The sequence below is a fragment of the Pseudomonas sp. CFBP13528 genome (assembly GCF_005233615.1).
GTDB classification, from domain to species: Bacteria; Pseudomonadota; Gammaproteobacteria; order Pseudomonadales; family Pseudomonadaceae; genus Aquipseudomonas; species Aquipseudomonas fluorescens_AM.
In genome coordinates this window covers 279,440-299,655 of the sequence record NZ_QGAJ01000002.1, presented here as the reverse complement: position 1 = coordinate 299,655, position 20,216 = coordinate 279,440, and the positions used below count along the sequence as shown (strand labels likewise).

17 protein-coding genes are annotated in these 20,216 nt (G+C 62.8%); 10 read left to right on the top strand and 7 right to left on the bottom strand.

Going from position 1 to position 20,216, the window contains the following annotated elements; translation table 11 throughout:
* Position 1 precedes the first annotated feature (1 nt).
* Positions 2-859, bottom strand: a complete 858-nt coding sequence (locus PspCFBP13528_RS04940) for a LysR family transcriptional regulator (protein ID WP_065951677.1) — start codon at positions 857-859, stop codon at positions 2-4.
* A gap of 111 nt (positions 860-970) precedes the next feature.
* Here PspCFBP13528_RS04940 and PspCFBP13528_RS04935 point away from each other — a divergent pair, with 111 nt between their 5' ends.
* Together PspCFBP13528_RS04935 and PspCFBP13528_RS04930 are read left to right on the top strand one after the other, a co-directional pair.
* On the top strand, positions 971-2,155 hold the full coding sequence (locus PspCFBP13528_RS04935) for an MFS transporter (RefSeq protein WP_137199730.1): 1,185 nt from the start codon (positions 971-973) through the stop codon (positions 2,153-2,155).
* Entirely contained in the window at positions 2,152-2,553 is a 402-nt protein-coding gene (locus PspCFBP13528_RS04930) for a DUF4440 domain-containing protein (protein WP_065951675.1), read from the top strand. The genes PspCFBP13528_RS04935 and PspCFBP13528_RS04930 overlap by 4 nt, the downstream gene beginning before the upstream one ends.
* 150 nt (positions 2,554-2,703) lie before the next feature.
* Here PspCFBP13528_RS04930 and PspCFBP13528_RS04925 read toward each other — a convergent pair whose 3' ends face one another.
* Genes PspCFBP13528_RS04925 through PspCFBP13528_RS04910 form a run of 4 tightly spaced genes read right to left on the bottom strand, consistent with a single transcriptional unit; the run spans position 2,704 to position 7,464 of the window.
* The gene (locus PspCFBP13528_RS04925; RefSeq protein ID WP_137199729.1) at positions 2,704-3,564 is read right to left on the bottom strand and encodes an HlyD family secretion protein; all 861 of its coding nucleotides are present in this window, start codon (positions 3,562-3,564) and stop codon (positions 2,704-2,706) included.
* Between the two features lie 10 nt (positions 3,565-3,574).
* Positions 3,575-3,775: a DUF1656 domain-containing protein gene (locus PspCFBP13528_RS04920; protein WP_003171907.1), complete on the bottom strand. Its 201-nt coding sequence runs from the start codon at positions 3,773-3,775 to the stop codon at positions 3,575-3,577.
* The gene (locus PspCFBP13528_RS04915) at positions 3,765-5,942 is read right to left on the bottom strand and encodes an FUSC family protein (RefSeq protein WP_137199728.1); all 2,178 of its coding nucleotides are present in this window, start codon (positions 5,940-5,942) and stop codon (positions 3,765-3,767) included. The genes PspCFBP13528_RS04920 and PspCFBP13528_RS04915 overlap by 11 nt, the downstream gene beginning before the upstream one ends.
* 10 nt (positions 5,943-5,952) lie before the next feature.
* On the bottom strand, positions 5,953-7,464 hold the full coding sequence (locus PspCFBP13528_RS04910) for an efflux transporter outer membrane subunit (protein ID WP_137199727.1): 1,512 nt from the start codon (positions 7,462-7,464) through the stop codon (positions 5,953-5,955).
* A gap of 230 nt (positions 7,465-7,694) precedes the next feature.
* Between PspCFBP13528_RS04910 and PspCFBP13528_RS04905 the strand changes: the two genes are divergently transcribed.
* The 6 genes from PspCFBP13528_RS04905 to PspCFBP13528_RS04880 all read left to right on the top strand — a co-directional run bounded on the left by PspCFBP13528_RS04905 (position 7,695) and on the right by PspCFBP13528_RS04880 (position 14,556).
* Positions 7,695-9,890, top strand: coding sequence for a hypothetical protein (locus PspCFBP13528_RS04905; protein WP_137199726.1), 2,196 nt, complete (start codon positions 7,695-7,697; stop codon positions 9,888-9,890).
* 74 nt (positions 9,891-9,964) lie between these two features.
* Positions 9,965-10,933 (top strand): LysR family transcriptional regulator, encoded by a 969-nt coding sequence (locus tag PspCFBP13528_RS04900; protein ID WP_065885842.1) that lies wholly within the window; start codon positions 9,965-9,967, stop codon positions 10,931-10,933.
* A 213-nt stretch (positions 10,934-11,146) separates the two neighbouring features.
* The gene (locus tag PspCFBP13528_RS04895; protein WP_065951670.1) at positions 11,147-12,121 is read left to right on the top strand and encodes a D-glycerate dehydrogenase; all 975 of its coding nucleotides are present in this window, start codon (positions 11,147-11,149) and stop codon (positions 12,119-12,121) included.
* A gap of 194 nt (positions 12,122-12,315) precedes the next feature.
* A complete protein-coding gene (locus PspCFBP13528_RS04890) occupies positions 12,316-13,218 on the top strand; it encodes a chemotaxis protein (protein ID WP_065951669.1) in 903 nt (300 codons plus the stop codon).
* A gap of 3 nt (positions 13,219-13,221) precedes the next feature.
* Positions 13,222-13,704, top strand: coding sequence for a GNAT family N-acetyltransferase (locus PspCFBP13528_RS04885; RefSeq protein ID WP_137199725.1), 483 nt, complete (start codon positions 13,222-13,224; stop codon positions 13,702-13,704).
* A 108-nt stretch (positions 13,705-13,812) separates the two neighbouring features.
* The gene (locus PspCFBP13528_RS04880) at positions 13,813-14,556 is read left to right on the top strand and encodes a YkgJ family cysteine cluster protein (RefSeq protein WP_101218269.1); all 744 of its coding nucleotides are present in this window, start codon (positions 13,813-13,815) and stop codon (positions 14,554-14,556) included.
* On the opposite strand, the gene PspCFBP13528_RS04875 is transcribed toward PspCFBP13528_RS04880, so the two are convergent.
* Both PspCFBP13528_RS04875 and PspCFBP13528_RS04870 read right to left on the bottom strand, forming a co-directional pair.
* Complete coding sequence (locus PspCFBP13528_RS04875; protein ID WP_137199724.1) at positions 14,534-15,343, bottom strand: transporter substrate-binding domain-containing protein; 810 nt, start codon at positions 15,341-15,343, stop codon at positions 14,534-14,536. The two genes, PspCFBP13528_RS04880 and PspCFBP13528_RS04875, sit on opposite strands and share 23 nt — an antisense overlap.
* A 163-nt stretch (positions 15,344-15,506) precedes the next feature.
* Positions 15,507-15,722, bottom strand: a complete 216-nt coding sequence (locus PspCFBP13528_RS04870) for a hypothetical protein (protein WP_065951665.1) — start codon at positions 15,720-15,722, stop codon at positions 15,507-15,509.
* 204 nt (positions 15,723-15,926) lie between these two features.
* Between PspCFBP13528_RS04870 and PspCFBP13528_RS04865 the strand changes: the two genes are divergently transcribed.
* Positions 15,927-17,093 carry an efflux RND transporter periplasmic adaptor subunit gene (locus PspCFBP13528_RS04865; protein ID WP_137199723.1) on the top strand — a complete coding sequence of 389 codons (1,167 nt, stop codon included), beginning with the start codon at positions 15,927-15,929 and terminating at the stop codon, positions 17,091-17,093.
* Positions 17,090-20,185, top strand: coding sequence for a multidrug efflux RND transporter permease subunit (locus PspCFBP13528_RS04860; RefSeq protein WP_137199722.1), 3,096 nt, complete (start codon positions 17,090-17,092; stop codon positions 20,183-20,185). Before PspCFBP13528_RS04865 ends, PspCFBP13528_RS04860 begins: the two co-directional genes overlap by 4 nt.
* Positions 20,186-20,216 lie beyond the last annotated feature (31 nt).

Below are 20,216 nucleotides of genomic sequence, written 5' to 3'. Positions count from 1 at the left end.
ATTACCCCTTCATAAAATCCATAAACGCCCGCACCTTCAGCGGCAAATGCCGGGTATCCGGATACACCGCGTAGACCCCTTGCGGGGCGAAGCGATGGTCCGCCAGCAAGCGCACCAAACGTCCGGCCTCCAGATCGTCCTGCACCAGCCATTGCGGCAACACCGCCACGCCGTGGCCGCGCAGGGCAAATGCCTGAAGGACTGCCGCGCTGTCTGCCATGAGCGCAGCGGGGCCGGCGCGGTAGGAATGCTCGCCGCCCGACGGATCGGTTACGGTCAGTTCCGTAAGGCGGCCATGCCCCAACCTGGGCACCTGTTCCAGATCTTCCAGATGACGCACCCCGACAAACTGTGGCGCCGCCACCGCGAACACCTCGAATGTGGATAACTGTAACGCCCGATGATTGGAGTCCAGCAGGCGCCCCAAGCGGATCGCCACGTCAAAACGCTCGGAAATCAGGTCGGCATGGGTGGAGGATGTGGACAAGTGCACATTGAGGTCCGGGTGCAGGCGACGGAACGCTTCAACCGCCGGGGCGACCACGGCCAGGGCGTATTCCAAGGTGGTGGTAATACGCAATGTGCCTTTGAGCTGGGCGTGTTCGCAGCGGGCTTCTTCCACCGCCAACCGCGCTTCTTCAAGCATGCGTGTACAACGCAGGTAGAAGCGCTCGCCGGCATCGGTCAGCGCTAGTTGCCGGGTGCTGCGGGTCAGCAGGGTGACGCCCAGCTCTGCCTCCAGACGTTTGAGGTTAAAGCTGACCACGGCGCGGGTCTGGCCCAGCCGGTCGGCGGCGGCGGTGAGCGAACCTGCCTCGACCACGGCCTTGAAGGTGTCGAAACGATCCAGGCTGACCATGGGCCGCGCCCTCCTTTGTCAAAATATTTTTGACAAACTAGCAGGCAAACCGACGTAGCCCAAGCCACTTATCCCGCCTACCCTGCCCGCTTCATTCGCAGGATCGCCTTCATGACCTACCGCTCGAAAGTCGCCTGGATCTTTTTGCTGGGCTTTGCCCTGGACCTGGTGAACATGTTTGTCGCCACCGTCGCCTACCCGGATATCGCCCGCGAACTGCACGCCTCGGTCACGCAGTTGGCGTGGATCAGCAACGCCTACATGCTCGGGCTGACCCTGATCATCCCCTTGAGTGTGTGGCTGGCGGCGATCATGGGGGAGCGAGCGTTGATTGTTATCAGCCTGCTGGTGTTCGCCGGGGCATCGATGATGGTCGGCCAGGCCGATTCGATCGATGCGCTGATCGGCTGGCGTGCCCTGCAAGGGCTGGGTGGCGGCTTGCTGATTCCCGTTGGGCAAGCCATGGCTTACCGGCACTTTCCTGCCGCCGAGCGTAGCCAGTTGACGGCGCGGGTGATGTCGGTGGCCTTGCTGGTGCCGGCGTTATCCCCAGCGTTGGGCGGGCTGATTGTCGACAGCCTGTCCTGGCGTTGGATTTTCTACGCCAACCTGCCCCTGGCCTTGATCACCCTGGCGCTGGCATTGCTGTGGATAAAACCTGACGTGCCCGTGACCGCGCGTCCGACCCTGGACCTGGGCAGCATCGTCAAACAACTCGCCAGCCCGTTGCTGCGCGTAGCGATGCTGGTCTACCTGTGCATCCCCGGCGTCTTTATCGGCACCAGCCTGATCGGCATCCTTTACCTGCGCGGACTCGGTTATGACGCAACCCGGACCGGCGCATTCATGTTGCCGTGGGCACTGGCCTCGGCAGTGGCCATTTACCTGAGCAAAAAGCTCTTCAACCGCTGTGGGCCCAAGCCTCTGCTGCTCATGGGCATGGCTTTGCAATGCGTCGGCATCTTGCTACTCAACCAGCCGATGCTGATCATTCCCGCCTATGCGTTGATGGGCCTGGGCGGCAGCCTGTGCAGCAGCACCGCGCAGACCCTGGCCTTTCTCGACATCCCCGCCGAGCACATGGGGCACGCCAGTGCGTTGTGGAATATCAATCGGCAATTGAGCTTCTGCATAGGCGCCGCCGTGCTCGGCGCAGTGCTGTCGGCCTTGGATTCTTTCGCCATAACCTTCACGATGGCCGCAGCCCTGACCCTGTTGCCCGTTTTCGCAGTGCTGCGCCTCGATGCGTCCCGGGTTCACGCACTGCTTCACCCCTCCAGCGAGCCTGACCGATGATTGACTACAGCGATTTTTTTGAAGAAGTAATCCAGACCCACGTCGAGATCGAGCAATGGTTTTCCGGCGTCGCCCCTGAGGGCACCTTGCAGAATTTACTGGCGCGTTTCTCGCCTGAGTTCAGCATGGTTGCACCCGCCACCGGCACGCGGGTCAATGCGGCAGGGGTCAATGCACTGTTCACGCGCCTGGGCGGAATGCGGCCGGGCTTGAAAATCACCTTGAGTGAAATGGCCGGGATTGATCGCCATGCGCGGGGCGCCACGGTGACTTATCGCGAGCATCAGGTGGACGACAGCGGCACCCGGACAGATCGCCGCGCCACGGTAGTGTTCGAGAAGCAGGCCAGTGGCGCGCTGCTTTGGCGGCACCTACATGAGACCTTTATCAAGGCCTGACGCGGTCAAAAAATGTGGGAGGGCGCTTGCTCCCGATAGCGGTGTGTCATTCACCAGATTGATTAACTGAACCACCGCTATCGGGGGCAAGCCCCCTCCCACGGGGGATCTGCGCTAACTGACCGGCATTAGGGCAAGCCTCGCACATTTTTAGTTTTGCGTTGGGTTGACGATCACCGTGCAGGTAATACCCGCCGCCAACAGCACGCCTTGCGGCACTTCATCAATGTGAATCCGCACCGGCACGCGCTGGGCCAGGCGCACCCAGTTGAAGGTCGGGTTCACATCGGCAATCAGTTCGCGGCTCTCGGGGTTGTCGCGGTCGTAGATGCCACGGGAGATGCTTTCCACGTGGCCCTTGAGCGTCTCGCCGCTCATCAATTGCATATCGGCTTTGTCGCCGACCTTCACGTGGGGCAGCTTGGTCTCTTCAAAGAAGCCATAGACCCAGAACGAGTTCATGTCCACCACGGCCATTTTCGCCTCGCCGATGCGCGCATAGTCGCCGCGATGCACATTGAGGTTGGTGACATAACCGTCGACAGCTGCCACGACGTGGGTGCGTTTCAAGTTCAGTTCAGCCGCTTCCAGTTGCGCCAGCGCATGCTGGTAATCGGCCAGGGCCGAATCGGCTATGTTGCTGGCGTCGTCGCGGTTTTCCCTGGAGATCACCAGGGCATCCAGGTCGGCGCGGCGATGGGCATTGAGCTTGCGCATTTCCCAGGTGGCTTTGCGTGAAGCCACCAGCGACTGCGCCTGCTTGACCGCGATGCGGTAATGCTCGGGGTCGATCTGCATCAGCAGGTCGCCTTTTTTCACCAACTGGTTGTCGCGCACCGGCACGTCCACCACTTCGCCCGTAACATCGGCCGCCACGTTGATGATATCGGCACGCACGCGGCCGTCGCGGGTCCAGGGCGTCTGCATGTAGTGCACCCACAAGGTGCGGCCAATCCAGATCGCCAACGCCAGCACCAGCAGGGTCGCGAGCAGGCTGAAAAACTTTTTCATCAGGGCATTCTCAACGGTAGACGCTCAGCGCCAGGGCGCCGAACAGGCAAACGAACAGGCTCAGGCGCAGCAGCGCCGGGTGCCAGAAAAACCGGTACAGGTCGAACCCGGCCAGGAAGCGATCCAGGGCCCAGGCCAGGACGGCCGCGATCAGGAACATCAGGGTCATGGTCGGCATGTAAAGGCCGTGGAAGGCGATTTCACGAGGCATTTGCAGATCCTTTGAGCGCCGCCAGCGGCGATTGCGGGTCAAGCAACGAGGTGCGGATAAAGTGCAGGTAGCTTTTCACCCGGCGCAGGGCCGAGGTGTCGAAGTGCGGGGCGAAGGGTTCGTCGGTGGCCTGCACGCGGCTGAGCGCATGGTCGACGGCGATCAGTCCGCGCTCCAGGTTGCTGGCGCTGGGTTGCAGGAACAGCCGCACCAGCGAGCGCCCCATGACGCGGATGGCCTGGCGCCACGGCTGGGATTCGGCATACGCCGGATGCACCGGCAGGATCGCCTGTTCCTTGCGCAATTCGATGATCGAGTGACCGACCTCCAGCACCACGAACATCCAGCGCAGCAGGTCGCGCTGCACCTGCGGCTGCCCGGCGGCGAGGCCATAGGCCTGGTGCAGCAGGTCACGGGTGCGGCTTTCAAAGCTCGACGCCAGGCCCTTGAGCTTGCCGCTGATCGCGTACACCACTTGCTCGCGCAGGTCCTGCTCCAGACGCCGCCACAGCCAACGGCTGTTGGGCGGCAGGATGATCGCTCCGGCTGCCGCGCACACCAGCATGCCGATGACCATGGCGATGTAGTCGTTGATAAAGGTGTAGGGGTTATAGACCGTCAGGTTATCCGGCACCGAGCCCGTGCTGAAGAAGATCAACAAGCCCACGCCGACCCCGGCGTATTGCGGACGTGAGGCGAGGAAAGCGCCGAAAATGATCACCGGCGCGAGCATCGTGCAGAGCAATGGGAAGCCGTCGATCCAGGGAAACACGAAGAACATTTCGACAAAGCCCACCAGCGCACCGATCAAAGTGCCGCAGGCCATCTGGAAGGCCATGCGCTTGGGGTTGGGCGTGGCGGCGGACAGGCCGACGGTGGCGGCTGCGATCAAGGTCATGGTTGCACCACTGGGCCAGGCAGTGGCTACCCAGTAACTGCCGAGCACGATCAGGATGAACGAGGCGCGCAGGCCGGCGGCAGCGCAGGCCAGCCAGTTGGTTTTCGGCGTATAGACCTCGTTCCAGTCTTCCCGGGCGTGGCGGTGATCGGCCAGGGACGCGTGGGTTTGCGCGTAGTTGTGCAGGTCGTCGACGAAGCGGTACAGCAGCTCGTAGGCGGTATGAAAGTCCAATTGCTCGGCTTCGGTGGGGTCGCCTTCCTGGAAGGTCGCGCGCAGGTGGCGCACCTTGGCGGGCAAGCTGTCCCGGTAGGCGCTGAGCACGTTGACCAGCCGCGCCGCGTCGGGGCTGGTCAGGGCACGTCCGGAGAAACCGTCGAGCACCTCGGCCAGGTCCTGCAGGCCGGGCTTGATCGCCGCCGCCACATGATCGGCTGCGTCGGCGCGCAGTCGCGCCAGCAACTGATGCAAGGCGTTGAAGCGTGTGGTGATGCCCATGAACTCGCTGTTGAGGCGACTGAGCCGACCGTTGCGCCGGCGCATATGCGGGTCTTCGAACACGGTGACGCTGCGCAGGCCCTCCAGGCCGACAGCCTCGGCGATAAAGCGCACGTTAGCGCTTTCAAAGCCTTCACGCTGACTGCGACCTCGCAGGCCGTCGGTGACGAACAGCGCGAACACCCCGAAACGTTGATAGAGCGCATTGCGCATCGCGGCGCTGGAGGTCTGCGGCAGGATCGCGGCGCTGACCAGCGTCGAGCAGAGAATCCCCAGGGAGATTTCCAAGACCCGCCACACCGCTGCCATGAAGGCGCCGTCCGGGTGCGCCAACGCCGGCAAACCGACCATCGCCGCCGTGTAGCCGGCGAGCACAAACCCGTAGGCGCGAAAGTTGCGATTACGCGTGGCGCCAGCGGTGCAGATGCCCACCCAGATAGCCAGGGCGCCGAGGAACAGTTCGGTGTTCTGCGCAAACAATGCGATCAGCAACACCATCACCGCCGATCCGGCCAGCGTGCCGAGAAAGCGGTAAAAGCTCTTGGCAAACACTTGGCCGCTCTGCGGTTGCATCACGATAAACACCGTGATCATGGCGGTGCGCGGCTGCGGCAGTTCCAGGCGCATCGCCAGCCACAAGGTGAGGAATGCGGCAAGCAGCACCTTGAAGATATACACCCAGGTCACACCATCGCTGCGTGCCCAGTCGAAAAAACCACGGCGCCACTCAAGTGAGTGCAGCCAGCGCAGGGGTGCAGGCAAGGGAGTCATCGCCATTTACTCAGTGATCGAACACGGCCAGCGCCGCCGGAGTCTTGCTGGGGAGGGATTGGTTGTCGCGCGGTACATCGTCGCCGGCACCAAGGCCGCCGCCCAGGGCGGTCACCAGTTCGGCGTGGGCGCTCAGGCGCGCGGCCTGTACCTGTTGCGCTGTCTGCTGCTGGCGAAACAGCAGGGTCTGGGCGTTCAGCACATTGAGGTAGTCGGTCAGGCCGCGTTGGTAGGCGATGGTGGCGATGTCGTAGGTTTTCTGCGCCGACGCCACCGATTGCGCGGCAAATGCCGCCTGCTTGTCCATGGACTCGCGGCGGATCAACTGGTCACTGATGCCCTTGAGCGCATTCACCAGGGTCTGGTTGTAGTGCGCCACGGCAACGTCATAACCGGCGCTGGCTTCACCCAGCGCGGCACGCAGACGCCCGCCGTCGAAGATCGGCAGGGTGATTGCCGGGCCGACGTTGTAGTTGAATTTCTGGCCCGCGAGAAACGCCAGCATGCCGCCACCGGTGGCCATGTAACCGAGGCTGCCGACCAGGTCGACGTTGGGATAGAAGCCCGCGTGGGCGACATCGATACCCCGCGCCTGGGCTGCCACCTGCCAGCGACTGGCGACGACATCCGGGCGCTGGCCGAGCAACTGCGCGGGCAAGGTCGAGGGCAACCTCAACGCAGCGCCAAGCGACAGGCTCGGGCGCTGCAACTGCGCGCCTGCCCCCGGACCTTTGCCGGCCAACGCCGCCAGTTGGTTGCGGCTCAGGGCGATTTGCTCATCCAGCGCGTCCAGTTGCCGGTGGGTTTCCGGCAACGGGGTTTGGGCCTGGCTGACGTCCAGCTGTGTGCCGATCCCGGCGCTCAGGCGCTTGTTGGCCAGGTCCAGGATCTGCTCTTGCTGGGCCAGGGTGGCCGCGGCGATATCGCGCTCGGCGTAATGCAAGGACAGCTGGATATAAGCGCGCACCACGTTGTTCTGCAGCTCGAGCTGGGCCTGGCGCGCCTGGGCGACGCTCATGTGGGCCAGGTCGACGGCACGCTCGGTGGCATTGCGCTCGCGCCCCCACAGGTCGAGGGCGTAACTCAAACCCAGGGACGCATTGTTGTCCCACGTGTTCGCACCGCTCAACTCGCCGGGGCCATAGAACTGATCCTTTGGCCAGTTGTGGCGCTTGAGGGTGGTGTCGCTGTTGATCTGCAGGGACTCTGCCGACTCGACCTCCCCGGCCATCGCCCGCGCTTCACGCACCCGTGCGGCGGCCATGGCCAGACTGGGGCTGCCTTGGGTGGCGAGGTCGACCCAACGGTCCAGTTGATGATCGCCGTAGGCCTGCCACCATTGGACGCTGGGCCAATGGGCATCGCTGGCGGCGCTCTGGATCGCTTCGTCGGTGGCCAGTTGGTTGACGTTCAACGACTGGCCCTGGGGGCCGATTCTACCGGTGCCGATGCAGCCGCTGATGGCGAGCGTAAGGGCCCAAACACTGAGAGTCTTCAGCTCTCTGCTGATGCGACGCGGCACGGCTTGCGAATTCCTGAGGTGGTTGACGCGGGGAAAGTGGCGCAATTCTAGGGGGCACGACCGGGAACGATAAGCGGGCATTCCTGTGAATCTTTATTACCGTTCCGACGATAATCCAGGCGGGGCGCGCACGCTTCAGACAGTTTTCCAGAGTCCCCGGAACTCTTCCTACATCGCCCTGCCTCACCAGCCTTCACAATCGTGAGCCCTCCCCGTCTCAGGAACACCCGATGCTTCGCGTCTCCAGCCCAGAGTCGACCCATCCGCCCCTGTATGACACCACCGCAGTGCTGCAACGGCAGCTGCACATGAAGCCTTGGCCTTTGAGCCCCGGCACGCTCCCTCTGCAAAGAGATGTGCGCTGGATCGCCGACTACATACTGGAAAAGCTGGAGCCGCTTGGCGGCGATCAACGCCAACGGCTCGCCATCGAGGCGCTGCACCACCGCCTGTGCAACAGCCAACAGCGGTTGGAACTGTCGGCCGATGAGCTACCGGACTTCTACGCCTTCTTCAAAAAGGCCGAACACCTGCTCAAGCAACATCGCACCCGCCGACACCCGGATGTCGAGGCGGACTACACACTGTGCCGCGCCCTGAAATGGCAGTTTCGCGCAGTGATCAGCGACGGCCGGCATCAACGCCTGACGCAACGGTTACTGACTTCACTGGCCTACGTTCGCGAGGGTGGGGAGCGCAGCAACCATCGTCATCTCGGCATTGACTACCCGTTGGGGTCAACGCGCCAGCTCAGTGCAGGGCCGCATCTGGCCATCGACTCGCACCTGCACACCGGCCCGGACCAACGGGTGCAAAGCACTCGTGTGATCGCCCTGCAAGGCAAGCTCAAGTCCACGCTGACGGATCTGAGTGAAGGTCAGTCTCAGCAGCAACTCAGCCTGGGACATGTGATGTCCCGCACGTACGCCAGCCTGGAGCATTACGCCGACAGCCGCAGCGGCTCGATACGCACGTCGCTGAGCGAAAGCATCGCAGGCACGATCGGGCAACTGCGCGAGCTGGTGAGCGACCGTCGCCACCTGCATCGACACCGGGCCTATTCGGCGCTGAGTCAGCCCTACGTTCGGCAGGCACTGGACCGTGCAGGCCTGGCCGGAGTGGAATTACCCGTGTTGCACCACGCCTGCGCGCCGGTCATCAGCGAAAAAGGCGTCGCGCTGAATGTACACAGCCAGGTCGCGATGGATTTTTTCAGCCTATTGAACGTGAATTCCACCCTGACGCTGACTCTGCAATGCACCCGCCTGAGCAAAGAGCTGGATATCCTCGGTCTTCACGACATGGCGCCGGCACTGGCGCGGCAACAAATGGCCGATTCCAAACGCCGGGACGACGATGCAGTGACACTGCTCACTGCGATGAAAACCCACGTGGCCGACAGCAGCCGGCGGTTCACCCTGCGGGCCAGCGCGTGCCTGCCGGCTTGCGAACTGAACCGCTGCCTGAGCACAGACCACCGACACGCCTGCTCGCTGCTGGAACGCTATGTACGGCTCAAGGCCAACTCGCGTATCGATCCCGAGCAGGACAGCGCCATACGCGCCCTGATCGATCAACATCGCGCATTGCTTCGACCCGATTCGTTGAAGGTGTACACGCTCACAGCCCCATCCCGGACGCTGAGCGGCTCGTCCGGCATCACGGCGTCGTCACAGGCAGGGAGCGGCAAAGGGGTGACGATTGAGATCAGCCATCGCAAACGGGATGACCCGCATCTGAGCGGTGATTACCTGACGATCGACATTGCCCCGATCAAATCTGCCGATGCGCTGAAGAAAAGCCTGCGCCAGGCGCTGTCGGCGATTGGCGAGCAGACCTTCGAGTGGGACCACCTGATCCGCTCGATCAGCGAGTCGCTGCTCGACCCCGCCAAACCGTCGCACACTCAGGTGCTGGTTAAAATCAAGCACGGGGAGCCGGTGGTGCTGCTCACCCGTCATACGGTGAGCAAAGCGCGTGACCTGACGCTGCCGCCTCCGGTCAAGCTGCACAGCGGCCTTGACCTGCAGTCCTTGCGCACCCGGCAGACCTTGCGCACGGAGCACGTGGGCAACCAGTCCCTGGACCATCTGTTGCCAATCGCCCGAAACTGCCTGCAATCGTGCGAACAATCACACGCCTGGGACGCGTACCTGCACCAGCATGCCGATGATGTTCAAGCACTGCTCGACAGGATCGGCGAACAACACCCTGGCACGGTGCTGACTAGCGAACTCGACGCGCTCAAGCGCATCACTGCGGCGCTCGCTTCGGCGGTTGAAACACTGACCCGGCAGGCGCACACCGCTACTGCGGCCCCCACTGCTGAAAACCGCAGCCAGGCGCTGGCGGCATTCAATCATGTGCTGGTGGCCTACCTGCCGCACTATGAGGCGAAAGTCAGTGAAGCCTGGACCCTGTCCTGACGCGCCAGGCCGAGCGGATACACACCTGTGCGCAACTTCATGTCACAATTTGCCATCTCCCTTGAGAACACCCCATGGACACCTTGCAAAACATGCGCGCGTTCAGTTGCGTTGCAGAGGCCGGCAGCTTTACCGCCGCCGCCGCGCAACTGGACACCACCACCGCCAACGTTTCGCGCGCGGTCTCAAACCTTGAGGCCCACCTGCAAACCCGCTTGCTCAACCGCACCACCCGCCGCATTGCGCTGACCGAGGCAGGCAAGCGCTATCTGCTGCGCTGTGAGCAGATCCTCGCCTACGTCGAGGAAGCCGAAGCAGAGGCCAGCGACGCCCACGCGCGGCCCGCCGGGCAACTGAAAGTGCACACCATGACCGGTATCGGCCAGCACTTCGTGATCGACGCCATCGCTCGCTACCGCCGCACCCACCCCGATGTGACCTTCGACCTGACCCTGGCCAACCGCGTGCCGGACTTGCTCGATGAGGGCTACGACGTGTCCATCGTACTGGCCAGCGAACTGCCGGATTCGGGTTTCGTCTCGCAACGCCTGGGCATCACCTACAGCATCGCCTGCGCCTCGCCGGAGTACGTCAAAGCCAAGGGCTGCGCACAGCGGCCCCAGGACTTGCTCAACCATGCCTGCCTGCGCCTGGTCAGTCCGGTGATCCAGTTGGACAAATGGACCTTCAACGGCCCTGAAGGCCAGGAAAGCGTGGCGATCAACAGCTCGCCGTTCCTGGTGAATTCGGCCGATGCGATGAAAACCGCCATCACCAGCGGCATGGGCGTCGGCCTGCTGCCGGTGTACGCCGCCATCGAAGGGCTGCGCAACGGCACACTGGTGCGCGTGATGCCGACCTACCGCTCCCAGGAGTTGAACCTGTACGCCATCTACCCGTCGCGCCAATACCTGGATGCGAAGATCAAGACCTGGGTGGAATACCTGCGCGGTTCGTTGCCGGAAATCCTCGCCGCGCACCAGGCGGAGCTGGTGGCGTATGAATTGAGCGGTGGTTTGGGTGGCGTGCGGATGGCGAACTGAGTCTTACCCAACAATAGAGATCAAATGTGGGAGGGGGCTTGCCCCCGATAGCGGTGGGTCAGTTTGAGCATCTTTGACTGACACACCGCAATCGGGGGCAAGCCCCCTCCCACATTAAGAACCTGCCCACTTTAGAACTGCGGTGTCCTGACAATCAACGGCGGGAATGTTAGCGTGCCTGGCATTCTTTCGTCGTCGATGAGCCCGCCTGCCATGAAAAAGACTGTCCTCGCCTTCAGCCGTGTCACGCCGCACATGATCGAGCGCCTGCAACAGGATTTCGAGGTGATCGCGCCCAATCCCAAGCTGGGGGACATCAACGCGCAATTCAACGAAGCCCTGCCCCATGCCCACGGGTTGATCGGTGTGGGCCGCAAGCTGGGCCGCGAACAGCTTGAAGGCGCGCGCCACCTGGAGGTGGTGTCCAGTGTGTCGGTGGGCTACGACAACTACGATGTCGGGTACTTCAATGAGCGCGGGATCATGCTCACCAATACCCCTGACGTGCTCACCGAAAGCACCGCCGACCTGGCCTTCGCCCTGTTGATGAGCAGCGCGCGCCGCGTGGCCGAACTGGATGCCTGGACCAAGGCCGGCCAGTGGAAAGCCAGCGTTGGTGCACCATTGTTCGGCTGCGATGTGCACGGCAAGACCCTGGGCATCGTCGGCATGGGCAATATCGGCGCGGCCGTGGCCCGGCGTGGGCGCCTGGGCTTCAATATGCCGATCCTGTACAGCGGCAACAGCCGCAAGAGCGCGCTGGAACAGGAACTGGGCGCACAGTTTCGCAGCCTCGATCAGTTGCTGGCCGAGGCGGATTTCGTCTGCCTGGTGGTGCCCTTGAGCGACAAGACCCGTCACCTGATCAGCCGCCGGGAGCTGGCGCTGATGAAGCCCGGTGCCATCCTGATCAACATTTCCCGTGGCCCGGTGGTGGACGAGCCGGCACTGATCGAAGCCCTGCAAACCCAGCGTATTCGTGGCGCCGGGCTGGATGTGTATGAGAAGGAACCGCTGGCCGAGTCGCCACTGTTCCAACTGAGCAATGCGGTGACCCTGCCGCACATCGGTTCGGCGACCGGTGAAACCCGCGAAGCCATGGCCAACCGCGCGCTGGACAACCTGCGCAGCGCCCTGCTCGGCCAGCGCCCGCAGGACCTGGTGAACCCGCAAGTATGGAAAGGCTGACAGCGATCCAAGGTGGGAGGGGGCTTGCCGCCGATGAGGGAGTGTCAGTCAGCCCATCTTTGACTGACCCACCGCCATCGGGGGCAAGCCCCCTCCTACATTGGGACTCGACACAAAATCAGGTTAAAGCCCAGGCCCCCCAAGTCGATAACCTGCCATAGAAGATCGTCTTCCCTGATCCACAGAAGGTTTTTATGTCCACCACCAAAGCCCGCGCAGACTCACTCTCGCTTCTGCTCTTTACCTTGCGCAGCGGCAAGCTGATGGCGATCAACCTGCTGAAAGTCAGCGAAATCATCCCCTGCCCTCCGCTGACCAAACTGCCGGAGTCGCACCCCCACGTCAAAGGCATTGCCACGTTGCGCGGTAACTCGTTGGCCGTGATCGACCTGAGCCGCGCCTTGGGCGAGATGCCGTTGCTGGACCCGAACGGCGGCTGCCTGATCGTCACCGATGTCAGCCGTTCCAAGCAGGGTTTGCATGTGCAGGCGGTGAGCAAGATCGTGCATTGCCTGACCACCGATATCCGCCCGCCGCCCTATGGCTCCGGCGGCAACCGCGCGTTCATTACCGGGGTGACCCAGGTGGAAGGTGGCCTGGTGCAAGTGCTGGATATCGAAAAAGTCATCCATGGCATCGCCCCGGCGCCGATCGAAGCCGCGCCGACCGACCTGACCATGGAGGAAGCCGAAGTCCTCGGCAACGCGCGCATTCTGGTGGTCGACGACAGCCAAGTGGCGCTGCAGCAATCGGTGCACACCTTGCGCAACCTCGGCCTGACCTGTCACACCGCACGCAGCGCCAAGGAAGCCATCGATGTATTGCTGGAGCTGCAAGGCACCGGCGAGCAGATCAATGTGGTGGTCTCGGACATCGAAATGTCCGAGATGGACGGGTATGCCCTCACCCGCACCTTGCGCGAAACCCCGGACTTCCAGCAGCTCTACATATTGCTGCACACCTCCCTGGACAGTGCGATGAACAGTGAGAAAGCGCGCCTGGCCGGTGCCGATGCGGTGCTGACCAAGTTTTCCTCCCCTGAGCTGACCAAGTGCCTGGTAGTCGCTGCGCAAACCGTGGCGCAAAAAGGATTGTAAGCCTTGGCTGAATATTTCCAGCTGCTGCGGCGCGACCTGAGCGCAAGCCTGCCTGCCCCGCAGTGGCCGGCCGGTACGCAACTGGATCACTACCGCGATGAATTGGCCCCGGCCATTCACGCGGTAGTGCGCATGACTCAGGATCAGGGCGGTGGCCGTGTGGTAAGCCTTGAGCAGTGGCGCCGGCAATTCGTTACCGATGCCGAATTCGACCCGCGCCTGTGCCTGGTGGCCAGCAATGCTGATGGCATTCTCGGCGTGGCGGTCTGTTGGACCAGTGCCTTTATCAGGAACCTCTCGGTACACCCCTGCGCGCAAGGCCAGGGGCTGGGCCGGGCGTTGTTGCTGCATGCCTTCCACGTGTTCAAGCAACGTGGCGAACCTTATGTGGATCTCAAGGTGCTGGAGCGTAATCTGCGCGCGCGGCAATTGTATGAAAGCGCAGGCATGGGCTTCGTGCTGCGCGACGTGGTGGCCGAGGACTGACGCTCACTGGCGCATAACTTGCTTCCAGATAGGCCAAGCGGTGGACAGAGGTCAAAACCCGTCACCGCTCTCGCTTGCCTTCTGACCTTGCCTGGTGACAGATCCGCCATGAACACTCACTTTTCCTGCGTAGGTTGCGGCAAATGCTGCTCCGATCACCACGTGCCCCTGACCCTCGAAGAAGCCCGTCACTGGGCGGCGGACGGCGGCAACGTGATCGTGCTGGTCGAAGGTTTTCTCGCCAGCGGCCTGGGGTTGCCCCAGCAGCAGCGTGAACATGCCGAGCGCCGTTCAGTGGTGGTCCCCAGCGGCAATACCGAGGCCTTTGTGGCAATCACCTTCGCCGCGTACAACGCCGGGCGCTGTCGGAATCTTGACGAAGACAATCGCTGCGGCATTTACGAACGACGCCCGCTGGTGTGCCGGATCTATCCGATGGAGATCAATCCGCATATCCCGTTGAACCCGAGCGCCAAGGATTGCCCACCGGAGTCCTGGGAACAGGGGCCGGCGTTGATCGTTGGCGGTGAGTTGATGGACGCTGAACTGGCGGAACTGATCCGCCGTTCACGCCAGGCCGACCGTGATGATGTGCAAACCAAGGAGTCCGTGTGCGCCCTACTGGGGATTCGTACCACGGCGCTCAAGGGCGACGGGTTCACGGCGTATCTCCCGGATATGCAGGCGTTCGCCCAGGCCATTGACACGGCGACTGCCCAGCCGATGACGGCCAATCAGTGGGTGTTTCATGTGTCCGCCATGGACATTGCCGAACAACTGCTGGACGCCGGGGCGCAGATTGCCACCGAGGTGCCGGCCAATTACGCGTTTATCCCGTTGCGGGCGGCCTGAGTGTTGATGGATCAATGGGCGTTGTGTCGAGGCGGTAGGGCTGGAGAATCCGCTGGTATTCGCCGTTTTGCTTGAGTTGCTCCAGGGCGCGGTTGAGTTCGGTACGCAAGACGGTATCGGTCTTGCGCAACGCAATCGCGACACTGCTGCCCAACAGCTCGGACGACACTGGGGGGCCCATGAAAGCGAAATCCATACCTTCGGGCTTGTCGAGCAACGCTTCGCGGATTTCCACGGTGCCTTGCAGCGTTGCATCGATCTCGCCCGCGAGGAGGCTGCCCACCAGTTGGTCATTGAGCCAGAAACTCTTGATGTACACGCCCGAAGGCGCCCAGCGGGACAGGGCAAAGGCTTCACGGTTGCTTCTTAACCGAACCCCGACGCGCTTGCCCTTGAGTGACTGCCTGTCCGGTCTCAAGCCTGAATCCTTGCGTGCCACCAGGCGGGTGGTGATCGGGTAAAGGTCATCGCTGAAATTGACCCATTGCTGTCGGATCAAGGTCGGCGCCATCCCCATGATCGCGTCAAATTGCCTGGCGTCGAGGGCGGGAAAATTTTCCATGACGACCTGGTCGACCCAGGTGCAATGCACGTTGAGCTGCACGCACAAGGCGTTACCCAATTCGATATTGAGCCCCACCAATTGCCCTTGCGGGTTTCGGCTTTGAAAGGGAGGGAAATGCGCAGCGACAGCGAAGCGGATTTCGCGTCGCGGCGGCTCGACGGCGACCACGGCCTCCACCGACAGCAGGAGAGCGAGCGCCACACAAAGGTGTATCAGGGCCACGGGAAACGTCCTTTTCCAGAGAGGGCGGCATCGCCATATCCCGACAGCTGATCAGGGCATGGCGATGCTGGGCAAGCTTTCAAGAAACGGTCGCGGACCTACAAGCAGAAATATCGACGCGAGTTGTAGGCAAATGCCTATACGGCGTGCACCGGTATTACTCTCAACGTTTACCCATCGAACGGCGTGTGCCCGGCGGCGCCATACCTGGGGTCTTGGTATGGCCGTTCCTGGCGCCACCTTTGTACCAAGGCTGGCCGGCCGGCCTGGCCCCGGCCAGTTCTCCCGGCTTGAAGGGAAACTTGAACGCCGGGATTTCGGCTTTTTCAACGCCGTCGGCGTCGACCGCTTCAACGGGGGGTTGGATCGGGGAAGTCATAAGGGCTCCGGCGCAGCAATGTGTGTAAAGGCGTGAGTATACGGGGCTGGAGCTGTCAGCGGTAAGCTTCAAGCCGCAAGTCAAATAGCTCAGCTGTCACGGCTGTCAGTTTGCAGTCACCGTGCTGACCGGTTTACCGAGTTATAAGCCATTGACACAAACTTGCAGCTTGAATCTTGCAACTGCACCTGCGGCGTTCATCCTATGCACCTAAAACGAAACACGGCCCTGCTGGTGGGCGCCCTTCTGGTTCTGGCAGTGACAGCCTGGGCGATGACTCGGCCCGCCAAGGCCAGGCTGGCGGCACCCAGTGCGATTCCGGTACGCGTGGTGAGCGTGGCGCAACAGGATGTACCCCGGTTCGTCAGCGGCATCGGCTCGGTATTGTCGTTGCACAGCGTGGTGATCCGCCCGCAGATCGACGGCATTCTCACTCGGTTGCTGGTCAAGGAAGGCCAGCCGGTGAAGGCCGGCGACTTGCTGGCAACCCTCGATGACCGCTCGATCCGCGCCAGCCTCGACCAGGCCAAGGCACAACTGGGGGAGAGCCAGGCGCAGCTGCAAGTGGCGCTGGTCAACCTCAAGCGCTACAAGGCCCTGAGTATCGACGACGGCGTGTCGAAGCAGACCTACGACCAGCAACAAGCACTGGTCAATCAGCTCAAGGCCAGCGCGCAGGGGAACCAGGCAGCGATTGATGCGGCTCAAGTACAACTTTCCTACACGCAGATTCGCTCCCCCATCAGTGGCCGCGTGGGCATTCGCACGGTGGATGAAGGAAACTTCCTGCGCATGAGCGATACCCAGGGGTTGTTCTCGGTCACCCAGATCGCCCCGATTGCTGTCGAGTTTTCCCTGCCACAGCAGATGCTGCCGAGCCTGCAAGGCCTGATCGCCGCGCCCCAGAGAGCCAGCGTGAATGCCTACCTGGGCGCCGACACCGATGGCCAGACCGGCGACTTGCTCGGCGAAGGCCACTTGAGCGTGATCGACAACCAGATCAGTTCCAGCACCGGCACCCTGCGCGCCAAGGCCGAGTTCGCCAACAGCGCGCACAAGCTGTGGCCGGGACAACTGGTGACCATCAAGATCCAGACCGCGCTCGACAGAAACGCCCTGGTGGTGCCGCCGACCGTGGTGCAGCGTGGCCTGGATTCGCATTTCGTGTACCGGCTCAACGCTGACCACGTCGAAGTGGTGCCGGTGCAGGTCCGCTACCAGAACAGCGAGGTGAATATCATCGAGGGCGTGCGGGCCGGGGATGTGCTGGTCAGCGACGGCCAGTCGCGGCTCAAGGCCGGCGCCCGGGTGGAGGTGCTCAAGGAGCCGCCGCCAATCATCCAGACCGCCGATGCCAAGGTGCAGCCATGAGTGGCAGTCGCTCGCCCTCGGCCTGGTGCGTTGATCATCCGGTCGCCACCCTGCTGCTGACGTTTGCCCTGGTGCTGCTGGGCATCATTGCCTTCCCGCGCCTGGCCGTTGCGCCACTGCCGGAAGCGGAGTTTCCGACGATCCAGGTCACCGCCCAGCTACCCGGCGCCAGCCCGGACACCATGGCCTCATCGGTGGCGACGCCGCTTGAAGTGCAATTCAGCGCCATCCCCGGCATGACCCAGATGACGTCCAGCAGCGCCTTGGGCTCAAGCCTGTTGACCCTGCAATTCACCCTGGACAAAAGCATCGACACCGCCGCCCAGGAAGTCCAGGCCGCGATCAATACCGCTTCCGGCAAGCTGCCCGGCGATATGCCGAGCCTGCCGACCTGGAAGAAGGTCAACCCGGCCGACAGCCCGGTGCTGATCCTCAGCGTCAGCTCCGCCAGCATGCCCGGCACCGAACTGAGCGACTACGTGGAAACCCTGCTGGCGCGCCAGATCAGCCAGATCGACGGTGTCGGCCAGATCAACATCACCGGCCAGCAACGCCCGGCGATTCGCGTGCAGGCCTCCCCCGACAAACTCGCGGCGGTCGGCCTGACACTCGCGGACATTCGCCTGGCCATCCAGCAGTCGAGCCTGAACCTGGCCAAGGGCGCGATCTACGGCGCCGACAGTGTCTCGACCCTGTCGACCAACGATCAACTGTTTCACCCTGACGAATACGCCCAGTTGATTGTGTCCTACAAGAATGGCGCGCCGGTGCAGTTGCGTGATATCGCCAGGGTCATCAACGGTTCGGAAAACGCCTACGTGCAAGCCTGGTCCGGCGATACACCGGGGGTCAACCTGGTGATTTCGCGCCAGCCGGGCGCGAATATCGTCGACACGGTCGACCGCATCCAGCAAGCACTGCCACGCCTGGAAGCCATGCTGCCGGCCTCGGTGCAGGTCAGCGTATTGACCGACCGCACCAAGACCATCCGCGCCTCCCTGCATGAAGTGGAAATGACCCTGCTGATCGCCATCCTGCTGGTGGTGGCGGTGATGGCGCTGTTCCTGCGCCAACTGTCGGCGACGTTGATTGTGTCGGCCGTGCTCGGTGTTTCGCTGGTGGCCAGTTTCGCGCTGATGTATGTGATGGGCTTCAGCTTGAACAACCTGACCCTGGTCGCCATCGTGATTGCCGTGGGCTTTGTGGTGGACGATGCGATTGTGGTGGTAGAAAACATCCATCGGCATCTGGAGGCCGGGATGGACAAGCGCGAGGCCGCGATCAAAGGCTCGGGCGAAATCGGCTTTACCGTGGTGTCCATCAGCTTCTCGCTGGTGGCGGCATTCATTCCGCTGCTGTTCATGGGCGGCGTGGTCGGGCGGCTGTTCAAGGAGTTTGCGCTGACAGCCACCTCGACCATCCTGATTTCGGTGGTGGTCTCGCTGACCCTGGCGCCCACCCTCGCGGCACTGTTCATGCGTGCGCCGACCCATCCTGCCCATGCCAAACCCACGTTCAGCGAGCGTCTGCTGGCCGGCTATGCGCGCAACCTGCGCCGCGCCCTGGCCCACCAACGCAGCATGGCGATGATCTTCGTGGTAACCCTGGCCCTCGCCGTGGTCGGCTACGTGTTTATCCCCAAGGGATTCTTCCCGGTGCAGGACACCGGTTTTGTGCTCGGCACCAGCGAGGCGGCGGCCGATGTGTCGTACCCGGACATGGTCGCCAAGCACAAGGCCCTGGCCGAGATCGTCAAGGCCGACCCGGCGGTGCAGGCCTTCTCCCATTCGGTGGGCGTGACCGGCAGCAACCAGACCATCGCCAACGGCCGCTTCTGGATTGCCTTGAAAGACCGCGCCGACCGCGACGTGTCCGCCAGTCAGTTCATCGACCGCATCCGCCCGCAGCTGGCGAAGGTGCCGGGCATCGTCCTGTACCTGCGCGCCGGCCAGGACATCAACTTGAGCTCCGGTCCCAGCCGCGCCCAGTACCAGTACGTGCTCAAGAGCAACGACGGTCCGACACTGAACACCTGGACCCAGCGTCTTACCGAAAAACTGCGCACCAACCCGGCGTTTCGTGACCTGTCCAACGACCTGCAACTGGGCGGCAGCATCACCCACATCACGATCGACCGCCAGGCCGCCGCGCGTTTCGGCCTGAGCGCCACCGATGTCGATCAGGCGCTGTACGATGCCTTCGGCCAGCGCCAGATCAACGAGTACCAGACCGAAATCAACCAGTACCAGGTGGTGCTGGAGCTGGACCGCCAGCAGCGCGGCAAGGCCGAGAGCCTGAACTATTTTTACCTGCGCTCGCCGCTGACCAACGAGATGGTACCGCTGTCGGCGCTGGCCAGGGTCGACCCGCCTACGGTGGGGCCGCTGTCCATCAGCCATGACGGCATGTTCCCCGCTGCCAACCTGTCGTTCAACCTGGCGCCCGGTGTGGCCCTGGGCGATGCGGTGATCATGCTCAACCAGGCCAAGAACGATATCGGCATGCCCGCTGCGATCATCGGTAATTTCCAGGGCGCGGCCCAGGCGTTCCAGAGTTCATTGACCAGCCAGCCGTGGTTGATCCTCGCGGCACTGGTGGCGGTCTACATTATCCTGGGCGTACTGTACGAGAGTTTCGTGCACCCGCTGACGATCATTTCCACCCTGCCCTCGGCGGGCCTGGGCGCGTTGATCATGCTGTGGCTGCTGGGCCAGGACTTCTCGATCATGGCCTTGATCGGCCTGGTGCTGCTGATCGGCATCGTCAAGAAAAACGGCATCCTGATGATCGACTTCGCCCTGGAGGCCCAGCGCGTGCGCGGCCTGCCGCCTGAGGAGGCGATCTACGAAGCCTGTGTCACGCGGTTCCGGCCGATCATCATGACCACCCTCGCCGCCTTGCTTGGCGCGGTGCCGTTGATGCTCGGTTCCGGCCCCGGCGCGGAGCTGCGCCAACCGCTGGGCATCGCGGTGGTCGGTGGCTTGCTGGTGAGCCAGGCGCTGACGCTGTTCACCACGCCAGTCATATACTTGTACCTTGAACGTTTTTTCCACAGGCCCAAACCGGCGCTCGCGCTGGCGACCACACACTGAGGCCAAGGCCCCGCCCTGGAACAAAAGGCTG